16 protein-coding genes and 2 pseudogenes are annotated in these 14,613 nt (G+C 56.4%); 15 read left to right on the top strand and 3 right to left on the bottom strand.

The window, feature by feature from the left end:
* The 4 genes from WLY71_RS17870 to WLY71_RS17855 form a co-directional block, all read left to right on the top strand.
* Positions 1–486, top strand: a 486-nt coding sequence (locus WLY71_RS17870; RefSeq protein ID WP_425589937.1) for a bacteriophage T4 gp5 trimerization domain-containing protein, incomplete at its 5' end; no start/stop codon positions are given.
* Positions 476–1,213, top strand: coding sequence for a DUF4123 domain-containing protein (locus WLY71_RS17865; RefSeq protein ID WP_347804590.1), 738 nt, complete (start codon positions 476–478; stop codon positions 1,211–1,213). The genes WLY71_RS17870 and WLY71_RS17865, both read left to right, overlap by 11 nt.
* The gene (locus WLY71_RS17860) at positions 1,213–6,087 is read left to right on the top strand and encodes an RHS repeat-associated core domain-containing protein (protein WP_347804589.1); all 4,875 of its coding nucleotides are present in this window, start codon (positions 1,213–1,215) and stop codon (positions 6,085–6,087) included. The genes WLY71_RS17865 and WLY71_RS17860 overlap by 1 nt, the downstream gene beginning before the upstream one ends.
* 2 nt (positions 6,088–6,089) lie before the next feature.
* Entirely contained in the window at positions 6,090–6,311 is a 222-nt protein-coding gene (locus WLY71_RS17855) for a hypothetical protein (RefSeq protein ID WP_347804588.1), read from the top strand.
* A gap of 175 nt (positions 6,312–6,486) precedes the next feature.
* Here the strand turns inward: WLY71_RS17855 and WLY71_RS17850 are convergent, their stop codons facing one another.
* The gene (locus tag WLY71_RS17850; protein ID WP_347804587.1) at positions 6,487–6,765 is read right to left on the bottom strand and encodes a hypothetical protein; all 279 of its coding nucleotides are present in this window, start codon (positions 6,763–6,765) and stop codon (positions 6,487–6,489) included.
* 5 nt (positions 6,766–6,770) lie between these two features.
* Here WLY71_RS17850 and bet point away from each other — a divergent pair.
* The 6 genes and pseudogenes from bet to WLY71_RS17820 all read left to right on the top strand — a co-directional run.
* Positions 6,771–7,523 (top strand): annotated as a pseudogene (gene bet / locus WLY71_RS17845) (phage recombination protein Bet); the annotation flags it as partial.
* A complete protein-coding gene (locus WLY71_RS17840; protein ID WP_347804586.1) occupies positions 7,520–9,157 on the top strand; it encodes a YqaJ viral recombinase family protein in 1,638 nt (545 codons plus the stop codon). The pseudogene bet and the gene WLY71_RS17840, both read left to right, overlap by 4 nt.
* Entirely contained in the window at positions 9,154–9,396 is a 243-nt protein-coding gene (locus tag WLY71_RS17835) for a hypothetical protein (RefSeq protein WP_347804585.1), read from the top strand. Before WLY71_RS17840 ends, WLY71_RS17835 begins: the two co-directional genes overlap by 4 nt.
* On the top strand, positions 9,393–9,854 hold the full coding sequence (locus WLY71_RS17830) for a hypothetical protein (RefSeq protein WP_347804584.1): 462 nt from the start codon (positions 9,393–9,395) through the stop codon (positions 9,852–9,854). The genes WLY71_RS17835 and WLY71_RS17830 overlap by 4 nt, the downstream gene beginning before the upstream one ends.
* Before the next feature lie 75 nt (positions 9,855–9,929).
* A pseudogene (locus WLY71_RS17825) lies at positions 9,930–10,271 on the top strand (hypothetical protein).
* Positions 10,272–10,537: 266 nt separating this feature from the next.
* A complete protein-coding gene (locus WLY71_RS17820) occupies positions 10,538–10,888 on the top strand; it encodes a hypothetical protein (RefSeq protein ID WP_347804583.1) in 351 nt (116 codons plus the stop codon).
* A 32-nt stretch (positions 10,889–10,920) separates the two neighbouring features.
* On the opposite strand, the gene WLY71_RS17815 is transcribed toward WLY71_RS17820, so the two are convergent.
* Together WLY71_RS17815 and WLY71_RS17810 are read right to left on the bottom strand one after the other, a co-directional pair.
* Positions 10,921–11,175 (bottom strand): hypothetical protein, encoded by a 255-nt coding sequence (locus WLY71_RS17815; protein ID WP_134420194.1) that lies wholly within the window; start codon positions 11,173–11,175, stop codon positions 10,921–10,923.
* Between the two features lie 407 nt (positions 11,176–11,582).
* On the bottom strand, positions 11,583–11,852 hold the full coding sequence (locus tag WLY71_RS17810; protein ID WP_347804582.1) for a hypothetical protein: 270 nt from the start codon (positions 11,850–11,852) through the stop codon (positions 11,583–11,585).
* A 97-nt stretch (positions 11,853–11,949) separates the two neighbouring features.
* On the opposite strand from WLY71_RS17810, the gene WLY71_RS17805 reads away from it, so the two are divergent.
* From WLY71_RS17805 to WLY71_RS17785, 5 genes are read left to right on the top strand one after another with little or no spacing between them, the layout of a single operon-like run.
* On the top strand, positions 11,950–12,495 hold the full coding sequence (locus WLY71_RS17805; protein WP_347804581.1) for an HNH endonuclease: 546 nt from the start codon (positions 11,950–11,952) through the stop codon (positions 12,493–12,495).
* Positions 12,492–12,827: a hypothetical protein gene (locus WLY71_RS17800; RefSeq protein WP_347804580.1), complete on the top strand. Its 336-nt coding sequence runs from the start codon at positions 12,492–12,494 to the stop codon at positions 12,825–12,827. Before WLY71_RS17805 ends, WLY71_RS17800 begins: the two co-directional genes overlap by 4 nt.
* Positions 12,824–13,219 carry a hypothetical protein gene (locus tag WLY71_RS17795; protein WP_347804579.1) on the top strand — a complete coding sequence of 132 codons (396 nt, stop codon included), beginning with the start codon at positions 12,824–12,826 and terminating at the stop codon, positions 13,217–13,219. The genes WLY71_RS17800 and WLY71_RS17795 overlap by 4 nt, the downstream gene beginning before the upstream one ends.
* 48 nt (positions 13,220–13,267) lie before the next feature.
* Positions 13,268–13,858, top strand: coding sequence for a hypothetical protein (locus WLY71_RS17790; RefSeq protein WP_347804578.1), 591 nt, complete (start codon positions 13,268–13,270; stop codon positions 13,856–13,858).
* 58 nt (positions 13,859–13,916) lie between these two features.
* The gene (locus WLY71_RS17785; protein ID WP_347804577.1) at positions 13,917–14,192 is read left to right on the top strand and encodes a phiTE_015 family protein; all 276 of its coding nucleotides are present in this window, start codon (positions 13,917–13,919) and stop codon (positions 14,190–14,192) included.
* Positions 14,193–14,613 lie beyond the last annotated feature (421 nt).

Genomic DNA, 14,613 nt, shown 5'->3' with positions numbered 1-14,613 from the left:
GGCAACGAACGCCACGACACCGTCGAGCAAAACAGCTACAGCGAATTCAAGGCCGAAGAACACCACACCGTCTACGCCGACCGCAAAGTCGAAACCCGCGCCAACGACCACCTCACCGTGGGCGTTAACCAGCACATCAAAGTCGGCACCGGGCAATTCATTGAAGCCGGCCAGGAAATCCACCTGAGCAGCGGCATGAAAGTGGTGCTCGAAGCCGGCAGTGAACTGACCCTCATGGGGGGTGGTAGCTTCATCAAGATTGATGGCAGCGGCGTGACCCTGAGCGGCCCGGTGATCAACATGAACTCCGGCGGCAGCCCCGGCAGCGGCACCGGCTCCGCTCCGCTGATGCCCGGCGTGCTGATACAGGCCGACGCCGACAAGGCCGGCCAGGTCCTGACCCCGGCGCAGATCAACACCCTCAAACGCAACGCGCCGTTCTGCGAAGAATGCGAAAAATGCAAGGCAGGTGCCTGTGCCATCTGATCGACTGACACCCAAGGACTGGCTGGCACAACAGCCGCTGCAGACTGGCGAGCGTTTGTATCTGGTTATTAGTGCGGCGAGTGATGCCGATGCACTGAAAACCTTGTACCTGACCGAACCCACCGCCCAGCTCCTGCCGATCTGGGGCGGCACGCCCTACTCCACCTGGCAACCGGTGATGCCCTACGTCACCAAGCTATCGTCCAACTCCGCATTCCTGCCCTGGATCGCCGAAACCGACGCCCTAGACTGGGGCTGGCTGGCGGTATCACGCGCCGAACCGAATGACGTCTTCGAGCATCTGCGCAGCCTGACGCAGGTGAAGATGCCAGACGGGACTGAAGTGTTTTTCCGGTTCTGGGACGGGCGGCATATCTATCCGATTCTGCATGGGCTTGGCGACAAAGCCGGGGAAGTGCTGCCGATGTTTGAGCGGTATCTGATAAACGGCCTAACGCTGGAGGTTGGGACGAGGGTGTTGCCGAAGGTGCGGGACTGGCCGTGGTGGGAGGTGCCGAAATCGTTGCTGGACAGCTTGACCAAGGAAAACCCTTCGACACTGATTGGCAATCTCCTGCAGTGGCTCGAAGAAGAACGTCCGGACATTTACAACGCTTGGCCAGAGAACAACCTGAAGCTGAAAGTCAGCCGTTTCGTGCGCCGCCCGGATGCGCCGAAAAACCTTAAAGAAGCACTGTTAAACCACCTGATTCTGGAGCAAGGCTGATGGATCGCGTTGCCACTATCGAAACACAATTGGACTCCTTCAAAAACAGCCTGAAGCTGTACCGTGAAGAAACCAAGAGCTGGTACGCGCAGGTTGCTGACAAAGCCAGCCGAGCCGCAGACATGCCCTCCCTGCTGGGTATGGAGCGCGTGATAAAGGCTGGCAACTCCAGTAAGTCTGTCAGCATGACTGATGGTGATTTTTCATACGTCGCCAAGTGCCCGCTAGTAGGTCCGCTGCTGATTGAGAGCAAATTCGAATCGGTTTTCGACATCCCTATCGGCGATATCAAGGTCGACATCATTGCAGTGGATGGAGGCGCGAAGTCGACGATTACCTTAGATAAGCAAGGTAAAGGCAGCTTTCAGGGCCAGCCTGGAAAATCCTATAAGATCCACGTCCACGATCAGGTGACGCCTGCGCAGATCGACACCCTGTTCAAATCCTACGACGGCTTAGCTGCCGATCTGGAAGGGTTTCTGCGCAAGGAATGGGCAGGCTTCAAACCGCAGTGGTCGAATCAAAGTGCGTCAGCCAAAGCGATGGCAATTGGGATCGGCATTCTCGAAGGCGGATGGGAAGCCATCAAAGGCGTCTGGGATGGCATCTCAAAGGCCTTGGACATCCTTCAAAACCCTAAAAAGTTCGCAGAGGACTTGGGGGCCGGTGCCGAGGAACTGATCAAGCTGGCCAAAGAGGCGCCAGATGTGATGAAACAGGCCATGTTGCTTGCTAGCGACGAGGCCGCACTGTTCTTGATGGTGCATTGCGCTTCTATCTGGGTTTCAGCATTGCCACCGACGCAAGCGGCTGGCCAAACGGCGAAGATGACATCTGCAGCCGTTATCGGGATTCTCATCGACATCGTCATTTCGGTCGTACTGACCGTCGCAGCCGAAGGCGCCGGGCTATTTTACCTGGCCGCACGTTTAGCGAAGTACGGCCAGATCATCGTCAAGGCTGTTACCGGATTTGTGAAGTCGTTGTTCAACATAATCAAAGGCTTCATGGGTTACGTAGGTAAATACGTTGCTGTTGCCGCCCGAGGTGTGGCGACTCGGGTAGAAAAAGGAGTCGCGCAGCTACGCTTTGATGGCAAACGTAATGCGACCGTTGAACACAGCAAACGTCCTGATGACGCCTCGAAACAATCAAAGAACCCCGACGAAAAAAGCGCGGCGCCGGCGCAAGACACCTGCACCAACGGCTGCCCGGTTTCGATGGTCACGGGTGAAGAACTACTGACTCTTACCGATGGCCAACTCGACGGCCTGCTGCCTTTTGAGTGGACGCGCCTTTATCGCACCAGTGCGGTCGAGATCGACAGCCGTCTTGGATATGGCTGGAGCCACGCCCTTTCTCATCGACTGGATCTGGACGATGAAGGCGTCCTGTGGACGGATAACGAAAACCGAACCACTCGTTTTCCGATGCCGACACAGCAGCGCCCTGCTATCACTAATAGCTTGTCGAAAGCGGCCATCTACCTGGGGTCCACTCCCGGCGAGCTCATCCTGACGCAGGCCGGGCAAAGTCCGCGCTTTTACCATTTCCGTGCGGGCCGTTTAATCACCATTAGCGACGCGTACGACAACCAGTTGCTGTTGAGCTACGACTTTGCTGAGCGTATCCAGCGTATCGACAACGGTGCCGGTCGCTCCTTGCTCATCCAATACGAAGATCGTCATATCGTCGCCGTGGATTATCAGCAACGGCGCGCCGAATACACAGATCAGGGTCAACGACAGGAACCTTGGGTCACCGTACAAACGTTGGTGACCTATCGGTACAACCGACAAGGCGAACTGGTCAGTGCCACCAACGCTGCAGGTGAGACTGAGCATTACCGTTACAACGACCAACACGTCATTTTAGAGCGTCAACTGGCCGGCGGTGCGAGCTTCTTTTGGGAGTGGGAAAACGAAGGTAAATCGTCACGCAGCGTCCATCACTGGGCCAGTTTTTCGCAGATGGACTCGCATTACGCTTGGGACGATGCCGGCAAAGTCACCGTTACGAACGCGGATGGCAGCGAGCAGATTTATGTGCATGACGAAAATGCGCGACTCATCAGTGAGACCGCTGCAGACGGCGCCGAAACACAAAAGGTCTATGACGACAAAGGTCGTCTGATCGAAGAAAAGGATCCGCTCGGCGCAATCACCGAATACCGCTACAACGTCGCCGGACTGCTTGCCGCTGTTATTCCGCCTGAAGATGCGCCGACATTTTACGAATACCGTCACGGTTTCGTGAGTGAGATTCATCGCGGCAAAGCCAGTTGGAAATACCAGCGAAATAGCCAGGGCGACATCACCCGCCAGACAGATCCTGATGGTAACGAAACACACTACAGCTACGATGCCCAAGGTCGTGTGCTGGAGATCGTACATCCAGACGGCGGACGACATCAGCTCGCCTGGAATGGACTGGGTCAGTTGCTCGAAGAAGAATTGCCTGATGGTGGTCGACGTAAATACCGCTACGACGCACTGGGTCGTCAGATCACCCGCCAGGACGAGCACGGCACCATCACCCATTACCAATGGGATGCGGCTGGCCGCTTGACGCAGACCACACAGCCTGGCGGTGCGACCCGCACTTACACCTATAACGCCTACGGCAAAGTTACAGCCGAGCGCGATGAACTGGGCCGTATCACCCGCTACGAATACGCCGACAACCTGCAACTTGTCAGCCGCCGCATCAACCCAGACGGCAGTGAGCTGCGCTATCGCTACGACAACTCACGCCTGCTGCTGACTGAGATCGAAAACGAACGCGGCGAACATTATCAGCTCGACTACTACTCAAGCGGACTGATACAGCAGGAAACGGGATTCGATGGTCGCCGTACTGCCTACGAATATGACCTGAATGGCAACCTGCTGAAAAAAACCGAGTACGGCGACGACGGTAGCGAACTGGTCACTGAATACCAGCGTGACTCCGCTCGCCGCTTGCTCGTGAAGACATTGGCTGATGGTGAGGAAATTCACTACAGCTATGACGCTCTCGGTCGCTTGGTCAACGTCGATGACGGTCACTGGCCACTGGCCTATGAATACGACTCCCAAGATCGGCTGATCACCGAACATCAGGGATGGGGCACCCTGCGCTACGAGTACGACAGCGTCGGCCAACTCAAGCATTGCCGTCTACCTGACGGTAGCAAGCTCGACTATCGCCGATTGCCCGGCGGTAATCTGAGCAGTATTGACCTCAACGGTTCTCGCCTCACCTCTCACCAGTTCAAGGCTGGTCGTGAACAGCAGCGCCAGCAAGGCTTGCTGTTGAGTCAGTATCAATACGACGATCAGGGTCGCCTGCAGGCCCACAGCGTGAGCCAACGCGATAGCGTCCTGATCCAACGCCGGTATAACTACGACGCGACAGGCAACCTCGCAGGCATCAATGACAGCCTCAAGGGTGCCCGCAATTTTCACTACGATCCGCTTGATCGTCTGATCAGCGTTCGAGGCGCTACACCGGAGAGCTTCGCGCACGACCCAGCCGGCAATCTGCTGGGCCAAAATGACGTGCCCTCCGCCCACTTGGTCAACATCAAGGGCAACCGTCTGCTCATGCAGGGCGACCGTCACTACGACTACGACGCCTACGGAAATCTGATTCGTGAGCGCCGAGGTACCGGACAGAAACTCGTCACCGAATACCGCTATGACTGCCAGCATCGTTTGATCGGCGTTAGCCTACCGGGCGGTAGTATCGCCGCCTACAAGTACGACGCCTTTGGTCGACGCATAGAGAAAACGGTCGACGGCCATACCTCCGAATTCCTCTGGCAAGGCGAACGTCTGATCGTAGAGAGTGGTGACAATCGGTATCGCACCTATGTCTATGAGCCGGACAGCTTCCGGCCCTTGGCGATGCTCGACGGTGAAGGCCCACTGAAAGCCACGCCTTTCTATTACCAGCTCGATCATTTGGGCACGCCGCAGGAACTCACCGATTACAGCGGTGCGATCATGTGGTCGGCCAAATATCGGGTCTATGGCAACCTGGCTGCGCTGGATGTCGCGGAGATCGATAACCCGCTACGTTTTCAAGGCCAGTATTTCGACGCAGAGACGGGGCTTCATTACAACCGCCATCGCTACTACAGCCCGAGTACAGGACGGTTTCTGACCCCAGACCCGGTAAAGCTGGCAGGTGGCTTAAACAACTACCAGTACGCCCCCAATCCAACTGGATGGGTAGACCCTCTCGGCCTGATGTTCAGGGCGATTACGAAAGCTGTTTCCGGTGTGGCCAAGAAGGTACCGCTGAAACCCTCAGCGAACTGCCCCAAGCCCGGAGGATCATCGTCTCCAAACACAACCCCTACCCTCGCAGACTCCAGCGTAAAAACTGGAGATGTCACCCCACCGGCAGTCATCGAGTCGAAGCCCGACTTCTATGTCGGACCATCCGGACCGGACTCGACCTTGCCTGCGACGGGTTACCGATACATGGGCTACAAGAATGCTGACGGAACCGTAAACACCCACGCGCAGAACACGATCAACACTCAGGAAGCTCGACTGTCGTATTTTGGTTTTGAAAAACTTGAGACAGGTGACGCCGCAACGGAAGCTTTCCAGGTACGAGCTCCGAAGCACGTTACAGCGGCCGACCCGGATCCGGCGTGGAGTGATGGGCGCCTGCGCTTGAAGTTTGACACGCTGCAACTCTACAAAGACGGTGTACCCAACGCTACAGTGCCGTACGAACTCGGTGGTAAAGGTCCGAACCTGGAGCCGTTCACAAAAGCGTACCCTGAGTACGGTACGGGTGGTGCGCAGCAACTCATCCCCAAACCGGGTACCACCACCATCATCAAAGCGGATGAAATCACTATCTTGCCGGAGAAGTAACAGTGCTAACCAATCTAGAGGCGCGCGTAGCGCTCAAAGAACTGATTGAAAAATACCTCAAGGGCAGAGATCCCGATTACGACCGTCTGATCGAAATTGTTCAGGATCCTTCGCGGCAAGTTCCGATCAGAGGTGTGCTTGAGGACATTCGACGGTACAACAAGGTTCAGTACTCACAGCAGGAGCTTGAGCTGATCGACGACCTTTTGTACATGTATGGGTAAAGCGCTCTCCGCCCTAAGGACTTCCGCCCAGGAAGGAGCGGAAGTATCAATCAAGCAGTTTGATGGTGCAGCCTCCAGCAGGCTTCCAATAACATGCCCCTGGCGAGTTTTGATAGACCTGTCGGCGAGACCTAAAGCGTAAAAAGCCCAGCCGAAGCTGGGCCTTGTTTGCTAGCTATTGCAGCGGCCAGTTGGTCTGGCCGTGCGCAATTACGCCAGGAGTACGACCGTAGCGCTGCGCCAGAGAGGGAGCCAATTCAGGAAAAAGCTCCTCTATATACGGGACCATCATGGCCACGTATACCCCGAAGGAGGGGTGCTTACGCCATTGGCCTGCTTCAATAGTACTGTGATATGAACGATCAAACCATCCGCGCAAAACCAACAGCGCCCCCTCAATACGATCTTCCAAGAGGTCGGCACTGCGCGCCTTGGTGTGGCCATCCTTTTTCAAGGTAAAGCTTGTACCCAGACGCAGAGCGCAACTCCGTCGTAATGGTGTTGGCGTACTGCCAGGCCGCGCATCTCGACCCGATGCTGAAGCCGGTGCACATCGTTCCAATCTGGAACTCGAAAGCGAAAAGGATGCAGGACACGGTCATGCCGGGGATCGGTCTCTACCGCATCCAAGCGGCACGCACCGGTCAATACGCCGGCATCAGCGACCCCGAATATGGGCCATCGATTACCGCGAAGCTGTCCGGCGTTGACGTCGTCTACCCGGAGTGGTGTCGGGTAACCGTAAAGCGGCAGATGTCCAACGGGCTTGTCGCCGAATTCACCGCCAACGAGCGCTGGCTCGAAAACTACGCTACCGCTAGCAAGGACAGCGCCGCACCAAACGCCATGTGGAAACGCCGCGCCTTCGCCCAGCTCGCCAAGTGCGCCGAGGCCCAGGCCCTGCGCAAGGCATTCCCGGAAGTCGGATCAGCGCCTACTGCTGACGAAATGGAAGGCAAGACCTTTGAAGAAGCTGCGCGCGATGTGAGTCCACAGCAGCAACACCAGCAGCAACAGCCAGACCCTGCCCCTTTCCCAGACTACTCAGATGGTCTGCTCGCCGAGAACATCGTCAAGTGGCAGCCGCTGATTGATTCAAATCGGACCAGCCCCGAACACCTGATCGCGACCATCAGCAGCAAGTACACGCTGAGCCCAGCGCAAATTGAAAAAATCACCAATCTCAAAGCCCTCGATGGAGATGCAGCATGAAAATTCACAACGTAGCTCAAGGCTCCGCCGATTGGCATGCATTGCGCGGCAAGCACTTCACCGCTTCCGAAGCTCCGGCAATGAAGGGGGCATCGAAGTACCAGACCCGCACCGAACTGCTAACTCTGAAGAAGACCGGCATCACGCCGGACGTGACGCAGTCGCAGCAGTACATCTTCGACAAGGGCCACGCCACTGAGGCGGCCGCCCGCCCGCTGGTTGAAGTGATGATCGGCGAAGAGCTGTATCCGGTCGTTGGAACGCTGGGCAACCTGCTTGCTTCGATGGATGGCGTGACGATGCTCGGCGAGACATTGTTCGAGCATAAGCTCTGGAACGAATCGTTGGTCGCTCAGGTGAAGGCTGAAGACCTGGCCCCGCACTATTACTGGCAACTTGAGCAGCAGCTGCTGGTGAGCGGCGCCGAGCGAGTGATCTTCGTTTGCTCCGACGGCACAGCCGAGAACTTCGTCAGCATGGAATACCGCCCAGTCGCCGGCCGCGCCGCACAGCTGGTCGAAGGTTGGAAACAGTTCGAGGTCGATCTGGCAAACTTCGAGATGGCAGACGCCCCTTCGATTGTCGGAGGAAAGGCGCCTGACGAGCTGCCGGCGTTGCGTATCGAACTCACTGGCATGGTTACCGCGAGCAATCTCAAGGTATTCGAGCAATCGGCCTTGGCGGTCATCGACTCGGTGAAAACCACGCTGCAGACCGACCAAGACTTCGCGGACGCCAAGAAGGCCGTGAAGTGGTGCGGTGATGTGGAAGAAGCCGTCGCCGCGGCGAAGAAGCAGGCGCTGTCGCAAACCCAGACCATCGACGAGCTGTTTTCGCCGCTGGATCGCATCTCGGCGCACGCCCGCGAAACTCGCCTGAAGGTCGACAAGCTGGTCAAGGCGCAGGAACTGCTGGTGAAGACCAACATCAAGCAGAAGGCCGAACAGGCGCTGTTCGATCACATCGCCGCAATCAACAAGACTCTGGGCAAAGTGGTCCTTCCCAACGTGGCCGTCGACTTCGCCGGCGCCATGAAGAACAAGCGCACCATCGCAAGCTTGCAGGATGCAGTCGATACCGAACTGGCCCGGGCGAAGATCGACGCGAGCCAGGCAGCTGACTGCATTCGACTGAACCTGTCCAGCCTGGCCGAGCTCGCCGTCGATCACGTCTTCCTGTTCAGCGACATCCAACAGCTTGTGCTCAAGGCAAACGATGACCTGGTGGCGCTGATCAAGGTGCGGATTTCGGAGCACATAAAGGCCGAGGAGGAGAAAGCCGAAGCCACCCGGAAGCGCATCCGCGACGAAGAACTTCAGCGAATCGCCGACGATGAAAAGGCGAAGCTCGCCGTCGCGCCAGTTGTTGAACCAGCACCTGTCTCGACTTCGGCGCCGCCGCGATCTGCACCGGTCGCCCAGGCGGTTTCGAAGCCAGTCGCAGTACAAACCAGTCAGCCGGTGGCAATGCAGGCCGAAGTCTTCGATCTCGAAGCTCTGATCAAGGCCGTGGCATACGGTCAGGCCCCGATATCGATGCTGGCGGTCAACTGGGAAGCGCTCGATGCGCTCGTCGCCGACCAAGGTTCCAAGTTCAGCATGGCCGGCGTGAGACTGGTAAAGGTGGCCGCATGATCAGTAACCACCTCAACTTGGTCGAGCAGCAGCGGCAGAATGCTGAATCAATTTCTAGTCGGATCGCCGAGTTCCTGGCCGCTGGCGGGCAGATCGCCGAACTGAAAAGCCCGCCGCGCAACCCGCTGCCACCTCCCCGCTCACAGAAAATCGACCCCGGCACGGTCCTCAAGAGAAAGCCGAAGGCGTTGACCGCCGCTGATCGAAAGGCTCTCCGGTTAATGGCGGACTCAATATGAGCAAACGCAAGCCGCACAACCTCAAGACCCGCATCGACCGATCGTGTCGTTCGCTGCTGGCCACCAACCACGTCGCAGTGGTGAACATCGACCCCTGCGGTCACCAGGGCATGATCAATTACAAGTCGCTGAAGAATATCGCTCCCGGGACGATTGGCCAGGCCGCGTGTGGAATTGCCCACCGCTGGACGATCTACCTCAGCGCTCTCTGTATTGATGCTCGCGGTGACCGCTACAGCAAGTCGATAGAGGTGGCGCCGGACGGCGTGTACCTCTCCGATCACCTGGAAGACGTGATCGAGCACTGCTACAAGAAGCTGCGCGACTCAGCCAATCAAAGCCAGATGGTGGCTTCTGGTTGGATCGCAATTCCGGAGTCCTTGTCGCTCGACGAAGCTCATGCAGCGCGGATTTTTGAAGCGGTCGGGGCCTGGAATCAGGTCAAGGTAGCAGCGTGAGGCGCTTCCGCACCCAACAACGCAAACGACAAACCTGGCTGGCGTTGCCGGCCAGCGGTATAGAAGAGGTTGGCCATGGCCAAGAGTGGGCAAGAGCGATCGGCGAAGGCTGCCGAGAAGCGAATCCAGTACGACGGAAAGGAACTGCGCCACCGGGTCCGGCTCGGTACCCGGCAGAAGCTTGATTAACTGATGGCCTGGAACGGGATAGAGGAAATCAATGAGGCGGTGCAGAACCTGATTTTGAACGCTCACGCGCTCGGGCCGACCCTCTCATTCCAAGCGATGGAAAGTCCGCGCCACAAAGTGCAGATAAGCGAAAATGTGGCGCGGATGTTTCAGAATGTGAGCTTGGCAGAGCTGAAGCGCGATCCGGGCGACGAGATTTTCGAGCCACCTCAGACCTTGGTCGACTGAGTAAACGCCCAACCAAAGGCGACTACGCCAATAATCGGTCGGATTAGGTCCGTTGCTTGAGCTTGTCCTGAGAATACCTGCAGGCCAGATATTACGAACACCACTACCGCGGCAAGAACCCCCAATACTGCGATCCAGCGGAAATACCTTGGAAACATCGTGTAACTCCCTTGTGAAGGGTCGGCATCGTAATCGCATTTAGCCATCACATCAATTTACTTTGTCGCATCCGGTCACGGAGGGCGGCGCCTGCATTGGAGAACACCATGGATCTGAAAATCAGGACGCTTTACCAATGTGGAGCGTGCCGCGAAATTCACGACGATGAAGACGAGGCCATGGATTGCTGCCGGCCGGACATCATCGAGCTGTACGAATGTCCGGTCTGTAAAGCGAACCACAACGACGAAGACAAAGCGCTTACCTGCTGCGGTGTGGACGCAATCAAATGTCCTTCGTGCTACCGAGACTATGCCTCGGTTTCACTTTCGTACCAGGCCATCAGAATCGCTGGGCACTGCACCACCTGCAACCCGATGTTCACCATCGACCAGCGGCTCGCGATTCAAGACCTGCATTATCGGCAGACCGGAAAGCGTGAGCACCTGCACGACTGACCCACCCTCACCTATTGCGCTGAGTACTGTTTTCAAGCCGAAAGATCGGGCCCAAGAGTCAAATCGATGTCTAGCCTCGCCAATGCTTTACCGCGGGCTAACGCTTCATTGAAGCTGTTGTACTTGGCATTTTCACGGATTGCTTCAACCTGCCTTTCTTCGATCTCAACAGCGATTCTAAGCCCTGTTGGCACAGAATCACTGTCGCTCTCCCATTCGAAATCAATCTTCGCTTTAACGCCTCGATGCTCATAGACAACTGGATACGACCTATCCGCTAACACCATTTCGATCTCCTTGATCCGGCTCCATGCCGGGCCGAACACAAATACCCCACTTCAACGAATCACGCCACCGCATCCGGTAACGGAGGGCGGCGCATGCAATGGAGACGTCAGGACTTGCTGCTGCCCAGTACAACCCTCCTGACGTGGAAGCACATCACGCCAGCGATCAGACCAATCCACCAGAGCAACATTTGTGGCATCTGAAGGAAAACGCTAAAGAACATACCTAACGAGTACGCACGTGAGACGAGAGACACGACAAGCATGTAAGTGACAGGAACTGCACACAGAAAAAGCAGCACGGCCCCAACGATGGCTAGCAGCTCTCCAGTAGCTTTTTTTTGTTCGGTGTTCATGACCATGATTGACCTATAGCCCACTCTCACCTATTGCGCTGAGCTTGATGCTTATTTCGGCTGGGTTCCGCGAGCTAGCCATTCACCATGACCGATACCTTGCTGGATCGCCTGATAGTCAGAATCGTCCGAGATATCGAAAACATGCTCCGAGTGTTTCGATCCGCTGGGATGAAACAACTGGGTCAACATTATGCCTTCATGCCTGCTCTTACGTCTGAGCCTAACCGTGATGACAAAGCCACGCTCCGCATCGTGCTTCTGGCATACATCCGCAGGATCTTCGCCCCAAAGCTCCGACTGCCAATATTTGTTCGACATATCCGCTCCTTGATCCGGCTCCATGCCGGGCCATCAAGCAATAGCCCACAAACTCAAATCACGCCAGCCCGGGCATGACCCGGCATAGGACGCCTGCATGTCCATTTCTCAGGCTCGCCTGAAAGAGCTACTGCACTACGACCCTGAAAGCGGCGTCTTCACCTGGAAAGTGGGGCGCAGCAGAACAAGAGCCGGATCAATCGTGGCCACCAAGGATCGGAAGGGATACTTGAAGGTGATGATCGACAAGAAGACCCACTACTTGGCTCGGCTGGCTTTTTTGTACATGGACGGCCAGGAACCCGCGGTATTCGTGGATCACATAAATGGGGTCCGTGCGGACAACCGGTGGCGCAACCTTCGAGAAGCATCCGTCATAGAGAACGCCCGGAACCAGCGGCTGCACTCAACAAATACCAGCGGGCTTCCCGGTGTCACCTGGGATAAGCGAGGGCAATGGCGTGCGTACGCTGGATTGAAATCCAAATACATCTTTATCGGCCGCTTCGATGTCCTGCTCGATGCAGCGGCCGCCCGTAAATCCTTCGAGCGCCGTTATTGCTATCACAGTAATCACGGAAACAAACCGGGCATGACGGTTGTGAATGCCCATCAACTTATCGAAAACAAGGAGGCTGTATGAACAACGCCCATGAAGTACTGCTGCGCAAAGTCGAACAACTCGAACAGTTCCGAGCTGAAGTACAGGCCATCTGCGAAGACGGAAACCATCGGATCAAACACACCCAGCTCCAAATGTGTGGATTTCTCGATGGCTTGCGGCTCAAGACCATGAAAGCCACTCAGGACGCGCCAGAAGAACCCACAGAACCCTCAATCGAAGCAGAGGCCCGCGTCATCTATGAGAGCTGGTCAGCTCAACCCGGTTTCAGGCCTTGGGTAGACGGCGGTAATTCAGCCATGCAGGACAAGGCAAGGGTCGAGGCTCGACGTGGATTGGAGGTCGCAGGATGAGCGAAGTGAAGCGTTACCGATTCAAAGGGGCGGCCGGCGAGTACGTTTATGCCGGTGACTTCGACGATGCAGCGCAGTGCTTTGTTACTGCTGCCGAAAGATGCGTTGCCGCTGAACGCCGAGAGGCTGCTGCACTGAAAGAGCTGGGTCGGTACAAAGAGGCGTACCGCGGCGCAGTAAAGGGCCGCTCAGCTTTCCGCGATTCAGTGCGGCGTTTGCGGGCCGAGCGTGACGCCCTGCAGCTGCGCCTGAACGCAGCGGATCAGCGGATTGATGAGCTGACCACCAGGCCATCCGACGTCGAGCGCCAGCGGCTGATGGAAATTGTCGAGCGGTACCCGAACGGCGATCCCCTCGAATATAACGCCTCCCTTCGCAAAATCCAGCAGTAACTCCCTCCCCCTTCAAAGTCAGCCGTTATAGCGGCAAAGGACGAAGTCATGCCTGAAGAAAAGGTTGTGATGTACGAATCCCCGGAAGCAGCCAGCATTCAAACCGTCACCGGCTGGGTCGGCGCCGACGGTCGCTTTTGGGGAAATGATGAGCACATGGCCCGATATTGCGGCTCCACTCATCGCCGCTACGAGAAGAATCCAGATCACCCAATCTTCGAAGTGCGCCGCTGGTGCGAGCAGTGCTACGCGGACAGTCGCCAAGCGAAGTTCGCAGCAATGCCGGTCAAGGAATGGGCCGGCGAGCCGCTGGTTATCTTCGACGGCGATGAGTATTTCTTCGACGAAGACAGCCTGCGCGACTACATCATCGATGGCGATATCGACCTGGCCAGCCTGAAGCTTTGCATCTGCGAGCCGAACATGCCCCACGAGATCGATCCGTCGGACGTCTTCTGTGATGGCTTGCCGGAGGACGGTGAGATTCGTGATGAGCAGTTGGTGGCGGCGTTCGACCTGCTGAACGAGATGATCCGCAGTTCTGAGCCGCTGTCGTGGTCGGAGGGAAAGTTTGTTGCAAAGCTGCCTCAGGCTTTTATCGATTCGATCGTCGCTGAGCAGGTGACGCCATGTTCCTGACCTGCATGGCCAGCTGCGCCCTCTTCTTCTGGCTTCCATTGACCCTATGGGTGACCTCATGAGCGACAAGTTGCGAGCCGAGTTCGAAGCGGCCATCAAAAAAAACCAACTAGCGGGTGGCTTTCGTCCAGCGAACCTCGATCGCTGCGCGTTTGACGATAGTTATGTCCTGCCTGAAGTTGCCGGCGCCTGGTGGGGTTGGCAGGCCTCCCGCGAGGCATTGGTGATTGAGCTGCCCGGCGCCTGCGAGTGCTGTCACGACCAGTCAGCGATCGACATGAATGAAGCTTGCGCACAAGCCGTTGAAGCCGCCGGCCTGAAGGTGCAGTCATGATCGCCCTCGCCTGGTTCGCCTACGTGTACTACTACAAGGGGCCGCGTTGATGAATGAACATTTTTTGCGATGTTAAGAGTACGTATTCAATTAACTCTATTGAGTTGAGGAGGAACGACAACCTCACTACAGCATCCCTCCAAAACTCACGAAGAGTATCGCTACTCCAGCAACCATTAACGTTGTAAATAAAAGTGATTATGGTTTTTTTGTATCCTGACTAGGGGTTGTGCTTGGACTTGTTGTTGGTTGTACCGGCGGCCTTAGATCTGGACTTTCGTTTGGCACAACTTTTCTCAAATCAGGACCTTTGGGCTGCTGACTAACCGAACTTCTTATTTCATCTTCTGTATAGGTTTTAGTCTCATCTGCCAACGCCGTTAATACTACGAGCGATAAGGGAAGGACGTACATATAACTA

Origin of the sequence: Pseudomonas rossensis (assembly GCF_039888995.1) — a bacterium.
GTDB lineage: Bacteria > Pseudomonadota > Gammaproteobacteria > Pseudomonadales > Pseudomonadaceae > Aquipseudomonas > Aquipseudomonas rossensis.
This window is presented reverse-complemented; position numbering and strand designations above follow the sequence as displayed.

Bases quoted from the DNA above. Each gene is read 5' to 3' on its own strand.
- WLY71_RS17815 (WP_134420194.1), bottom strand. From the start codon at position 11,175: ATGGTGTTAGCGGATAGGTCGTATCCAGTTGTCTATGAGCATCGAGGC.
- WLY71_RS17795 (WP_347804579.1), top strand. From the start codon at position 12,824: ATGAGCGAAGTGAAGCGTTACCGATTCAAAGGGGCGGCCGGCGAGTAC.
- WLY71_RS17785 (WP_347804577.1), top strand. From the start codon at position 13,917: ATGAGCGACAAGTTGCGAGCCGAGTTCGAAGCGGCCATCAAAAAAAAC.
- WLY71_RS17830 (WP_347804584.1), top strand. From the start codon at position 9,393: ATGAGCAAACGCAAGCCGCACAACCTCAAGACCCGCATCGACCGATCG.
- WLY71_RS17840 (WP_347804586.1), top strand. From the start codon at position 7,520: ATGAAAATTCACAACGTAGCTCAAGGCTCCGCCGATTGGCATGCATTG.
- WLY71_RS17820 (WP_347804583.1), top strand. From the start codon at position 10,538: ATGGATCTGAAAATCAGGACGCTTTACCAATGTGGAGCGTGCCGCGAA.
- WLY71_RS17805 (WP_347804581.1), top strand. From the start codon at position 11,950: ATGTCCATTTCTCAGGCTCGCCTGAAAGAGCTACTGCACTACGACCCT.
- WLY71_RS17810 (WP_347804582.1), bottom strand. From the start codon at position 11,852: ATGTCGAACAAATATTGGCAGTCGGAGCTTTGGGGCGAAGATCCTGCG.
- WLY71_RS17790 (WP_347804578.1), top strand. From the start codon at position 13,268: ATGCCTGAAGAAAAGGTTGTGATGTACGAATCCCCGGAAGCAGCCAGC.
- WLY71_RS17835 (WP_347804585.1), top strand. From the start codon at position 9,154: ATGATCAGTAACCACCTCAACTTGGTCGAGCAGCAGCGGCAGAATGCT.
- WLY71_RS17860 (WP_347804589.1), top strand. From the start codon at position 1,213: ATGGATCGCGTTGCCACTATCGAAACACAATTGGACTCCTTCAAAAAC.
- WLY71_RS17800 (WP_347804580.1), top strand. From the start codon at position 12,492: ATGAACAACGCCCATGAAGTACTGCTGCGCAAAGTCGAACAACTCGAA.